Annotated in this window: 8 protein-coding genes; all 8 read right to left on the bottom strand. The window is 65.8% G+C overall.

Going from position 1 to position 11,753, the window contains the following annotated elements:
• The coding region (locus tag AAGI46_11775) for a hypothetical protein (GenBank protein ID MEM1012884.1) at positions 1-3,254 on the bottom strand (3,254 nt) is incomplete at its 3' end.
• Between the two features lie 195 nt (positions 3,255-3,449).
• A complete protein-coding gene (locus tag AAGI46_11770; protein ID MEM1012883.1) occupies positions 3,450-5,648 on the bottom strand; it encodes a prepilin-type N-terminal cleavage/methylation domain-containing protein in 2,199 nt (732 codons plus the stop codon).
• 21 nt (positions 5,649-5,669) lie between these two features.
• Positions 5,670-6,791 (bottom strand): prepilin-type N-terminal cleavage/methylation domain-containing protein, encoded by a 1,122-nt coding sequence (locus AAGI46_11765; GenBank protein ID MEM1012882.1) that lies wholly within the window; start codon positions 6,789-6,791, stop codon positions 5,670-5,672.
• Between the two features lie 17 nt (positions 6,792-6,808).
• The gene (locus AAGI46_11760) at positions 6,809-8,167 is read right to left on the bottom strand and encodes a prepilin-type N-terminal cleavage/methylation domain-containing protein (GenBank protein MEM1012881.1); all 1,359 of its coding nucleotides are present in this window, start codon (positions 8,165-8,167) and stop codon (positions 6,809-6,811) included.
• 9 nt (positions 8,168-8,176) lie between these two features.
• On the bottom strand, positions 8,177-8,995 hold the full coding sequence (locus AAGI46_11755) for a prepilin-type N-terminal cleavage/methylation domain-containing protein (protein MEM1012880.1): 819 nt from the start codon (positions 8,993-8,995) through the stop codon (positions 8,177-8,179).
• 9 nt (positions 8,996-9,004) lie between these two features.
• A complete protein-coding gene (locus AAGI46_11750) occupies positions 9,005-9,604 on the bottom strand; it encodes a type II secretion system protein (protein ID MEM1012879.1) in 600 nt (199 codons plus the stop codon).
• Complete coding sequence (locus AAGI46_11745; GenBank protein MEM1012878.1) at positions 9,579-10,568, bottom strand: type II secretion system protein; 990 nt, start codon at positions 10,566-10,568, stop codon at positions 9,579-9,581. Before AAGI46_11745 ends, AAGI46_11750 begins: the two co-directional genes overlap by 26 nt.
• Positions 10,565-11,671 carry a type II secretion system protein gene (locus tag AAGI46_11740; GenBank protein MEM1012877.1) on the bottom strand — a complete coding sequence of 369 codons (1,107 nt, stop codon included), beginning with the start codon at positions 11,669-11,671 and terminating at the stop codon, positions 10,565-10,567. The genes AAGI46_11745 and AAGI46_11740 overlap by 4 nt, the downstream gene beginning before the upstream one ends.
• Positions 11,672-11,753 lie beyond the last annotated feature (82 nt).

The raw sequence follows: 11,753 nt of genomic DNA, 5'->3' as shown, positions 1-11,753 counted from the left end.
GGATCGATGACGTGATAGCCACCGATGTACGGCAGTTGCAGCACATCGCCGTCCCGGGCGAAGCCGCCGTATGGGTAGAACGACGTGCCGTTAGCGGCCTCTCGGGCACCGAGACCGCTGAGTGCCGGACCAAGCGGGATGGGGAACAGATCCGCTGCGGTGACCTGAGCAATGTCACTGCTTATTGCTCCAAGCGTCGTCTCCGTCCCATCGACGCGTTCGACGATGGTCGTACCCGCAGTGCCGCCGGCGAGGGCGCCGTGATAGACGAAGTCCCATCGCCTCGGCGTTGACGCGGGGTCGAGTCGGTTGTAGTGATAAACAAAGCCTGCAGCCGCGGTGATTCCGCCAAAGTCCGCAGCATCCACCGGTGCCATGAACTGCCACGCAGGGCTGGCTGAGTCAGCTAGCGCGGTATCGAGCGAAACCGCGATGCCCGCTTGTGCGGCATTCGTCTCCGAAAGAGCCGGCCGCATAATCATCAGTTCGCGAATCACACCCGCGTTGGCTGCAGCGGTGATGTCCGCCAGATTCTCGACCAACCCCACTGGTGATGCGAGCGCCGCCGGCTCGGTGCCATCGGCGAACACGAAAAACGAAAACGTTCCGGCGGCTGGATCGCCGGCCGGGATAGCGGCGGGAAACTCTGCCAACTCGTGAAATGCGAGTGTCGCACCGGTGCGATCAACCGCGACGAGACGCCAGCCGGTCGTGTCGATCTCGTACGGATACGGATTGACCAACTCGACCGCGAGGTAGTCGACGAGTGCCGTCCCGGGATTGGCCGGGTCGTCGACGAAGGCGACGACTGCCTCGGAGATGAAAGGTTGGACCTCGGTACCGAAAACGTGTGCCGCGGCCGCATTGGTCTCATCGAGCGGCACAGTTGCGACCGTCACGTCAGTGTCGCCGCGGTCAGCGATGCGTTCGACGTCGCGAATATCCATCGCGTTGACCGCGGCAATCGCGCTGCGGAGGCGGCGGGTCTGTTCTGCGTCGAGCGTGGTGACTGCCGTCGCGCCCGCAGCGACGCGGTCCAACAGCGGATCGGCGAACGCGTCGCTCACGGTGGCGAGCACTGCGATGCCCGTGTCGTCGTCGGCCATGATGTTCCAGAACCCACGCCACAGCAACGCGAACAGGTCCGTGTTGAGCGACGCCCGCACTGGTGCGACCGACGTGACGTTCTCGAACGTTGCATCCAAAGAGCCCGACAGGACCGTGTAATCCGGCGCGTACGCCGCCTCCGTGAGGGGGTCATAGGCGGGCATGCCTTCGGGGACGCGATCGTTCGAGCCGGGGCCGTTGGCACCGCTGACGGTGTGGGCGCGAATCGCCCCGCTCACGCCACCGGCGCCGGTAAGGCCGGCTCGTGGGGAGCGTGGGAAGTCATCGATCGTCCCGCCGGTGCTGTTGAGGACCAGTGCCTGCTCGTAGTCGTACAGCGTGTCATCCGGGTCGAGCCCGTGGAACTGGTCGAACCAGAGCGACCGCCTGGCAGCGCCGGTCTCGGCAGTGGGAACGGGAGCGTTGATATCGATGTTCGCCCCGATCGGAAAGTCGTGCCAGATGTAGTCGACCTGCGGCACGAAGTTCCCGCCGGAGACGAGCATCGTGGCGGGCATGAGCGACTCGAGCGCGTTGCGATCGCTCTGCTGTTGGGGCACAACCCAGCCGCCGCCGTTGAAAGCGAGCTGTGCTGCGACCTGACCCGACGCCACGCCCGCGAACGAGGCCGCCCCGCCGTCGGGCGAGGTGTCGTTGCCGCTCTCGACCTGGCCAGCTCCGACGTAGAGCCGCTGCGCGAGCCCGATGCCGTAGGCCTCGGCGATTGTGGCGTAGCGAAGATCGGTCCGCGCCTGCGTCGGGCTTGTCTCGACGTCGACCTCGAGGATGTTCGCCCCGTTCCGCGTTCCGAGGCCGCCGGCACGGAGCGTCATGAGCATGTTGAACTCGTCGTCGCCGTCGTAGCCGTTGGGCAGGCTGTCGGTGAGCGGATCGGTGACCGGGAAGGCCTCTCGAAGGCCGACGTTGCCGGGGTAGATGCCCCAATTCGGCACGTCGGCAGCGGCCATCCTGGCGAATGTCGCGTCGCTGTCGAAGGCAGCCGTCTGGAGGCGATCGCCTAGTCGGCTCATCGCCGTGTCGACGTGCGGCAGGGCCGAGTTGTCGACGATGCGCATCGCGTAGAAGTACCAGTACCCGTCGTCGTGCTGATACCGAAGCGGATCGCCGACCGGTAACGCGATGGCAGCGGCGAAGGCGTCCGAGTCATCGCCGGGGAGCAGCGGCACGAGCCCCGAGTCCGCCACGCCGTCGCCGTCGGCATCGGCGGCGAAGAACGACTCGCTGTTGTCGCCGACGAGCTGCTGCCCATCGGGAACGTTCTCAATCCCGTTGAGGGCGTTCCCGCCGTCGTCACCGTCGTAGAAGAGGGCAAGGAAGCTGCGGTTGCGATCGTTGTAAAAGTTGATCTCCGTGTTTGGCGTGTCCTGGCCACGCGGCGGACTCGGCGCTGAATAGTCCAGACCTTCACCGTTGCGATACAGACCCGGCGTCAGGTTCGCCCTGCGGTTGGTCGAATCGACCGCGTCGAACTGCACCACGTCCAGCGTGCCGCCAAGCAGCGCACCGAACGGATCGACGAAGACAGGGTCCACGCTGTATCCCGGCAGACCGACAAGCGGGCCGCTGACCCAGGGCCACAAGACGACGTCGTCCGTCGGGTCGGTATTGCCGCGATCGTCGCGGTGCGGATGACTCGCCAGGTGCGGATCGGTCCCGCCGCCGGCGTCGACCGGGAGGTACGGGATGTCGATGACGCCGCCCGCGCTGAGGGCACGGCCGGGCGTGTTGACGTTGTCGGCTGCGAAGCTCGCGAGCGGGTCGAAGATGTCGTCGGCGAAGATGGCGTCCTGCTGACTGTCCGTCGGACGCCAAAGCAGCTGCGCGTCGGCAAAGTCGCGACGACCGCTGGTCAGCGTGAGCGATGTCCCCACCTCGTCCGTCTCCGGCGTTGCTCGCGTGCCCGACCGGGCCATCAGGTCCAGCACCAGCTGCCCCCTGATCAGCGTCTCGACCTTCGACAGGTTCGCGTCGAAGCTCAGCGGCGGCGTGCGCGTCGTGTCGCTCGTCTCCGCCGACCCGCGCTCGCTGGGCGGCACCTGGTCAGCCGAGAGCCGACTGCTGATAAGAAACGCGCTGCCCAGCACCGCAAGGAGCGACAGCAGCACGACCACGAACAGCAGAATCAAACCGCGACGCTCGCGGGATCGATGGCCAACGATGGACTCTCGGCAGACGCTCACGCCTCATCATTCGCCGCGTCCGCCACGTCCCGGCAATCGATCTCAACGCCGCCAAATGCACCGACTCCGGCTCGGTGGCGTTGAACCAGCCGTGCAATGAAGGCCCAACAGCAAATCCGAACGTAAAGAACGACGCCCGCGTCAGTTCGTGACGTGGGGCACCGTGAAGACGAGTTCCGTCCGGACGGCCTGATCGAGACGGCCCTGGACGTCGGCGGCTTCGACGATGAAGCGGAAGAGCTTGGGCGAGAGCGGCTGCGTCACCGTGTTGAAGCTGACCCACGGCCCGGGGTAATTCCGGGCGATCTGACCGCTGAACGGCACGCCGGCAAAAAAGGAACCGGAGGCGAGCTCCATCGGGCCCCAAGCACAGAGGTACTGGGACCACTCGTCCTCGTAGTCGGCCGCGAAGGCACCGTCGCCGCTGCGTGCTTCGAAGATGTAGTCCTCGATGGCGTCGCGGACCGGATTGCCGTTGCCGTCACGCGGGCCGGGAAGAAGCTTCTCGAACGGGAAGCCGTGGTTGATGTTGGGCACGCCGCCGACGAAGACGAGGTAGTCGGCGACGGGCCGGACGTCGGGGTCGGTGCGGGCGTCGAAGCCCGGGCTGTTGAAGGCTGCCCCTGCTTGTACGGCGCCGGGTCCGTAGATCATCGGCTCGACGAGGTTGCCGTCCGTGTCGAAGTCGTCCGGGTCGCCGTCGACGTCGCGGGGCAGCCCGTAGAAGCGGGTCTTGCGAAAGGCGACGGGGCCGGTGGGATTGAGGACTTCGAGGTAGAAGTCGACGGTCCCGTCCGGAACGGCGGCCGTGATGGCACCGGTCGTGTCCTGCGTGAAGAAGTCGCCGGCAAACTCGACGGTGAACTGCGCCGCGCCATCGAGAAGGAGGCTGCTCCGCTGATTGACCTGGTTTGGGTCGAGCGGGCTGCGGGCGATGGGATTGATCCAGAAACGGTTGGGGACCTGCGTGGAAGCGGCACCAGAGGCCCTCACCGCAAGCATGTCGTCATACCACGGGTCGGCGTCAGCCCCGAAGTCACCGCTTGCCGGCGCGAGCAGCGGAAGACTCACCCGAGGCTGAATCGCCTGCATCGCGAGCAGGAAGTCGTGGAACTGGTCGGCGCTCGCACCGAGGACGTCCACGCGGCCTTCGAGAAGGTCGTAGGCGTCCGCCGTCACAATGGTCAGAACGTCGGGCGGACCCAGAAAAATGTGGTCCGTTGCCCCATCAGGCAGAAAGTACGTGTTGGTCAGCTGCGAGAACGGGCCGACGCCAGGGTCTTCCGGGTCAGGAGAGTTGACGTCGGTATCGAACCACAGGCCGCGCGGGTAGTTCGTCGTGACGCCGTTGACGATGTCGCTCCAGTCGGTTGACGCAGTGGGCCGATCGAAGATCGGGAATAGCTGAACGCGGCGTGACCAGTCGTCGGTGCCCGCGTCCGTGGGGCCAAGGTGGTAGACCGGGTCAAGCGCGTCGTTGGCCACGGTTGCCGGCGTGAAAGCCCCGCCGGTACCAGTTGGGTCGTCGCCGTCGTGGTCGATGGGCTTGCTGAGCAGCATGCCCATTCGCAGGAGCCGGAACTCGCTTGCGAAACGGTTGTTCGTGTTCTGGGCTCCGCCAGTCTGGATGAAGCCGGGGTAGGCGTAGCCGAGCGCCTGGTTCGGCTCGACCAGTCCGTTGTACGCCCGGCCATGGCCCCACCAGACCCAGGCCTGGTCGGAGTTGAAGGCGTCGGTCACATCGCCGCCGGGGCGAAGGTTGGTCTGGCTGGTGAAGCTGCCGCCGGTGAAGAAGCTCAGCGTGTCGGTGCGGAAGCTGCGGATGCCATAGTCGAAGCGGCTGAGCGTCGTGTCGTCGACGCCGTCGCCGTCGGAATCGACCGTGTAGAGCTCGGGCGGCGTGCCGGCGAAGGGCGCGGTGATGTCGAACAGGGCGTCCGACTCGGACTCCCGCTCGTTGAGGTATGTCCCGACCCGGCTGCTGTAGAGGATGATGGAAGGCTGGGGCGTCTGCGAGCCGGTGAAGTTGTCGCGGATCGCACCGACCCCGGCGATCGGGAGCATGCCGGACTGGTCGTTGTCCGCACCGAGGTAGGCGATGTCGTCGGTCCCGGTGAAGTCGGCTTGCAGGGCCGTGCGGACGGCTTCGAGGTCGGTTGTGGCGCGGACGATGGCCTCACTTCGGCCGATCGTCTCGCTGGTCGTGCCGAAGATGCGGGCGATCGCGGCAACGAGCAGAAGGACCAGCACGACGCTGATCATGAGCTCCGTCAGCGTGAACCCACCACGTCGCGGCTGACGCGGGGCACTCGATAAGACGATGGCAAGGCGTGCGGTCATGGAGACAGGAGGCGACAGGCCTCAGGGCGTGACGTCGAGTTCGACGCCGTTGAGCGTCTGGACGACCTGCGTCGGGCCGACGTAGGGGTTGTCCGTTTCGTCCCAAGGAAAGTATGGCTCGCGGAGCCGGCGTCCGATGAGATAGCCCTCGGCGGCGGCAGCGGCGGGGTCGGCGGCGGGGTTCGGGCCGACGTCTTCACGACGAAGGTCCGCACCGTCGAGAGAAAAAGCAAGGCCTTGTCCTGGTGCAAGCGTGAACTGAACGGCATAGTTGGCGTCCGTCGGGTTGTCCGAGTAGCCGGGAATGGCCTCGGCGTCGGTCGTGAACAGTCGCTCGACAAGTCGATAGATTCGAATCTCCGGAACCGACGCGATCGGAGTGCCACCGCCAGCAGTGTTGCCTCGGAACGGGCTGGTCCCAGTCGTCGCATCGTCCGTTGGGCCGTAAATGACGACGACGCCGCCCTCGACGGCGGCCTGCTGGATCGCCTCGTTCGGGATACCCGCCCGGCCGAAGAAAGCGATCCGGTCGGGAACGTCGTCGACGATCTCGCCGTTGACGACGGCCGAGCCTTCACGCGTGACGACGCCGACTGCCAACGGGGCGTTGGCGAAGTGTTGTGCAGGCGTCGCGGGCGTCGAGTAATCCGGGCCGACGGCGTCGAGCTTGGCCAGGGCGTGTTCGCCGCGGCTGGCGACGGCAACCAGGGCAATCGACGCGTCCTGCCCTGTCCCACGCTGATAGAACGGAATCCAGCCGTACCGCCCCGCAGTCAGGCGGAAGCCGGCCGCGTCGACGTTGACGTCGGGCTCGATGAGCACACGATCGGCGATCGTGGCATCGAAAGCCGGGATGTCTCCAAAAGCTCCGTCGAAACTTGGATAGGTCAGAATGCGTTCGCCAAAGTCAGGAAGCGGATCGTTACCCGCGGCGAGTTCTTCAGAAACGACCGCCTCCAGGACATGGAACCCCGACTCGATTGCCGCGTTGCCCGCGGCCTGTTCGCGGAGGTCCTTGGTCTGACGAACCGCCACCGGAAGCATCGCCGCGATCATCGCGACACCCGCGCCCATCACGAGGACGGCGAACATCACCTCGATGAACGTGAAGCCGCGGCGGTTGGTCGGACAGTGTCGGGTCATGAGGAAAGAGGCGTGCGTCATTCGCTCCGACTGAGCTGGCCGCTGAAGCGGTTGACGAGCAGCGGAGCCGTGTTCGCGTCGAGCCAGCGCTCCTCGGCATACTCGTCCTCGGAGTCGTCGTTCCGAGTCGGGTAAAAGAAGTTGAAGTCGCCCTGCGTCGTGTCGAAGTTCGCGATGACGTTGCCGTCGACCTCGCTCAGGCCGGCCGTGCCGCTCCACTCAAGCGCTGTGCCGTCGCCCTGGGCACCTTCGAACGCTTCCTCGGCGTAGGTGACAACGCCGACCTGCGAGACCAGGTCGAGTCTGCCGACGCCGTTGCCGGCGAGATCGAGCAGCTGGCCAAGACTGTTGGTCGAAAGCACGCCGTAGTCGACGCGGAGCAGTCGGCCCTGCGGGCTGAAGAGGATGGCTCCGGCACGGACATACCGCTCGCGGAAGCCGCCGCCTTCGTCAGCACCGGCCGAGCCGACATCGGTGTCGAGGCCGACGCCCGTGATGAGCTGGACGCCGATGCCCGACGGAAGCTCGATCGGGTCGATCTGTTCGATGCGTTCGAGTGTCGGCTCGCTGAAGAGCCGCCAGGCCTCGGGCTGCGTGGCTCCGGCGTTGAACTCGAAACGCTCGTCGAGCTGTGTGGTGTTGGCCGGATTCGGATTCGCCTCGACGATGGCAAGATTGCCGAACAGGTCGGGCGTGCCGCCGTTGGTGCCCTCGTAGTCGGGATACGTCGCGTAGGTCGGGTAGGTGACCGTGCCGATGGTGCCAGGAGGCGGACCCCCGGCCGTGTCGGCGGAACCGTCGAGCGTCTCGGTCGTCCGCCGCCACGCGAGAACGACGGGCCGCGGCCGATCGCCGAAGACGTCGGCGAAGGAGACGCCGTTGACGATGTCGTCGTAGCCGGTGAAACCCGCGGCCGGCTGTGTGTCGCTGGCGAAGGCGATGACCCGGTCCGCACTCATGCCCGGCTCGCCCCGAAGGGCGGTGCCCAGCGGATCGGGATTCGAGCCTTGGTAGTCGTACCGCGTCGCGTCGGCGAGGAACCCCTTGTACTCGTCGTAGGGGTTCGGGTCGGTCAGGTCGACTTCGAGGGTGACGATCGCGAGCTTGGAGCGTTCGTTGACGGTGTCGTAGTAGAAGAAGACGCCGGCGGGTTGGCCGAGCTTGATGGCTTCGGCGCGGGCACGGCTGAGGGCGGCGCTGATCAGGTTCTGCGAAGCCGACTCCTTTCGGCCCTCGGTGATGCTCGTGAACGCCGGCACCGCGATGACCAGGGCGAGGCCGATGACGGCCAAGACGACCAACAGCTCGACGAGCGTGAACGCACGACGCGTCGCGGGCTGGGAGTGGTCGGAGGATGACGTGGGCGCGTGGGCCATGCGGGTGGCTCAGGGGACGCGGACGGGGCGAACTTCGACGGAGTAGACGTTGTCGTCGCCGGTGGTGTAGTCGCCGTCGACGCCGGCAGACATGAAGAAGCCGCGGTTGCTGACGGGGACGAGCCGGTCGTTCTCGTCAAAGGAGTCGTCGCCTTCGAACGTGACGCCGGTCAGGCCGGTCGGCGGGACGTAAAGGATCACGCCGCCGTGCCCGTCGAGCGGGAGCGGCGGGTCGGCACGCTCGCTGACGACGGCGAGTCGGCCGGGCGCCGTGATGCTTCCGCTGCGGAACGAGCCGGGGAGGTCGAAGAACGCGCGGTTGTTCTGCTCGACACGGAGCAGCTGGCGAATGACAGCCTGCGTTCGGCCCCCGGCAACCGTCGTCGAGACGTTCACGACGGTGCTGCTGTCGAGTTCGTCATCGTCGTTGCCGTCGTAATCGTCGTCGTCGACTCGCAAAGGAGCACCGTTTGCGGCTGCCACCGCTGCGGTGGGCGAAGCGTTCTTGTCGCCCCAGGCTCCGTCGACCGTGGAGTACCACTGGAAGCCGGTTCCGCTGTAGGACGACGAACCGTCCGGCGTGATCCGGGGCGGCAACTGCTGGCCGCTGGTTGCAGAGTCGCTGGCGGAGTAGGCCGCGACCATGCTGTTGAGTGCCTCCAAACGGACTTGCGTTTCCTTCGCCTCTTGGCCGCCTAGCACCGAGGAGAGTCCGACCGTGACGATGGCGACGAGGAGCGCCAGGATACCGATCACGACGAGCAGCTCGACGAGCGAAAAGCCCCTCGAGCGACGTCGGCAGCGGGCAATGGCGGCGGTCGTCGTCACGGAAAGAGTTTACGGCATGTCCACCATCGTCAGGTTCCCGACGGAGCCGTCAGGGCGGACGTTTGAAAGGTCCTCGTAGCTGTAGACGTTGTCGCCTCGCGTGCGGTAATCGCGGTCCGGGCCGGCTGAGAGGAAGAAGGGGCGGTCACCCTGTGCCGTGCCGAGCAGGCCGGTGCCACCCGCGTCGTAGACGATGGGCATGCCCCACGGGTCCAGAAGCCGCTCGCCATCGTGCCGAACGGGCGGGAGCAATCGCAGCGCTCCGGCGTTTTCGAGTCGCGACGCCAAGGCCTCGTGCATGGCGACGTTGTTGAGCCGTGCCCGTTGAAGCAGCAGTTCGGGCGTCAACGCCTCTTCTGTAAGCTGCTCGATCCCCGGAGGCAGGAGTGATGGGATCGAAGGCGAACGGTCGTGTTCCGTCGCGTAGGCGTTTCGGGCGGCCTCGAGATCCCGAAAGACGTCGTCAACGAGATTGAGTCTGCCCTGCTCGCGGACCTGTCGGGCGAGGCTCGTCGCCAGGCCCAGGAGCAGGCCGATGATCGCGACGACGACCAGCACGTCTCCCGTCGACAGGCCGCGACGGCTACTGCGGGAGGACGAGGTCGACATTGCTAATCAGATCATCGGCAGGGACGTTGTCGTCGTTGGACGTATCCGTGGGAACGCCGAGATCAAAGACTTCGTCGTCGCCGGCGGTCATGAAAAAGTCGCTCGGCCCGGGTGTGATCAGGATGTACGGAACGTCAATCGCCTGCTCACCGGCCTGGTCGATCGATCCGTTGCCGTCGCTGTCGCCGAGAAGTTGGGCGAACTGTCCCAAGGTCGGGAAAATCAAAGGCGGTGCAGCCTCGTCACGGATGTAGTCGGTCGACTGGTTGTCGAACCACCGGTAGCGCGACTGTGCGACGCTGCCGACGTAGAAGTTCGGCTCCGACACGTCAGCATTCACCCGGTTCCGCGGGTAGTAGAAGATTGGCTGACCCTGCGGGTTCAGGATGACCGCGTTGGGCTGGACGTTGCCGTCGGCGTCGCGACGGACCTGGAACTCGTCGGGCGACAAGTACGGCTCATAGGTCTCGCCGTCGTAACCGTCGTTGCTCGATAGCGGGTCGGCAGGAGCCAGGATGCCGGAGTTGTTGTAATTGACGCGTTTGGTCCGGAAGCCGAACGGATTGGCGGTCGTCTTCCCGATCCCGTCCTGGAACAGGTAGAACTGTGAGGTCGTGGGAACGTCCAGACCCGGCCGGCCGGCGGCGATCTCGTCATTCTCGGGCGCGACGCCCATCAAGGCCCGTGCAAGGAGACGTGCACCACGGTCGGGTGCGACGTTGAGTGGATCGGCCGGATCGTTGCCGAACCGCGGGATGTCGCCGAAGTCGGATTCGTAGGCAGTCAAAGCCTGCTCGACGCTCAGGAGCGCGCCCTGAATCGCGGTCTTGCGGCCGGTGCTCAGGACGTTGATGAGCGCTGGGAGCGCGATCCCCGCGAGAAGAACGATGATCCCGATGACGACGATCAGCTCCACGAGCGTGAAGCCGCCCCGCTGTCGTGATGGGAAGAGGCGTTGGCTCATTGCCCGACCTTGCCGAAGCTGGTGATGTCGTCGCGCGTCCCATAGACCCGGTCAGGGCCGGCGGAGATGAGGACGTAGCTGTCACTCGCGCGGGCGTTCCCACTGGCGAGTCCGGCCGAAGGGTCGGCGAGGTACGGGATCGCGTCGTAGGGGCCGTCCTCGTAGAAGCGATTGCGGCCGTTGGCGTCCGCCGGACTTTCGTTCGGGTCGGCATCTCCTGGAACAAGCAGATCGCCCGGATTGCCGTCAACGCCAAGTTGGAGGCCGTGGAACGAGCCGTTGTTCGAATGGAAATCGTCGAGCTCTTCCCGGCCTTCACCGATGTAGCGGGCGTTCGCTCCAACCGTCGTGCCTTCGACCGGCGCGGTGTAGGCGATGACGTGGTTCAGGTTAAAGGCGAATCCTTGCCCCGAACCTGCGATCAGGTCACGCGGCGTCGCCGAGAAGCCCACGCTCTGCGCCCGGAGGTACAGGATCGGCATCGGGCTCGGGAAGCTGTCGACGAATTCCGGGATGATCGTGTCGTTCGCCGAGGCCGTGTTGTCGCGGAAGCGCCCAGTTTCCTTGTTGTCGGCAGCGAAGGTGAAGCCGAGGCGATCCCGCTCGAGATCGACATAGCTCGGCCGGCCGCCCGGGGTTCCGCCGAGCAGACGCGGGCCACTTCCGACGGCCTGCGGGTCGTAAAGGATCGCTCCACCCGCATCCAAGACCAAGCCGCCCAGCAGCCCGAGAGCGAGGTTTTCCGTGCCCGTGATGCCGTTGGTCGCAGCTATGTTCTCAAGCAACGAATCGTCGTCGGTGCCGTCGTCGTCAACGTCGAATGTGAAATTCGCACTCCGCTCGGCCGGCGCCGGAAACGCGAAGTTGCCGAACCCGATGCCGATCTGGTCGTCCGGAACAGGACCCGGGTAGGCCTGGAAGTCGTCGTAGTACGTCTGGATCGCGTTCGTCAGCGCACGGACGGTCGCCGCGGAATCCGTCGCGAATGCGGCCTGGCGGACGCGGGCGATGGTGGGGATCAGAATGCCGACGAGCAGCGCGATGATGCCGATCACCACCAGCAGCTCGACCAGCGTGAACCCTGACTCTCGACGTCGTTGCATGACTGGATCCATCGACTTCTCCTAGAGCGACTGCACGAGCGAGATCATCGGCATGAAGAGCGAGATCACGATGAAGCCGACG

The sequence above is a fragment of the Planctomycetota bacterium genome (assembly GCA_038746835.1).
GTDB lineage: Bacteria > Planctomycetota > Phycisphaerae > Tepidisphaerales > Tepidisphaeraceae > JBCDKH01.
This window is presented reverse-complemented; position numbering and strand designations above follow the sequence as displayed.

Bases quoted from the DNA above. Each gene is read 5' to 3' on its own strand.
- AAGI46_11765 (MEM1012882.1), bottom strand. From the start codon at position 6,791: ATGACCCGACACTGTCCGACCAACCGCCGCGGCTTCACGTTCATCGAG.
- AAGI46_11750 (MEM1012879.1), bottom strand. From the start codon at position 9,604: ATGTCGACCTCGTCCTCCCGCAGTAGCCGTCGCGGCCTGTCGACGGGA.
- AAGI46_11770 (MEM1012883.1), bottom strand. From the start codon at position 5,648: ATGACCGCACGCCTTGCCATCGTCTTATCGAGTGCCCCGCGTCAGCCG.
- AAGI46_11740 (MEM1012877.1), bottom strand. From the start codon at position 11,671: ATGCAACGACGTCGAGAGTCAGGGTTCACGCTGGTCGAGCTGCTGGTG.
- AAGI46_11745 (MEM1012878.1), bottom strand. From the start codon at position 10,568: ATGAGCCAACGCCTCTTCCCATCACGACAGCGGGGCGGCTTCACGCTC.
- AAGI46_11760 (MEM1012881.1), bottom strand. From the start codon at position 8,167: ATGGCCCACGCGCCCACGTCATCCTCCGACCACTCCCAGCCCGCGACG.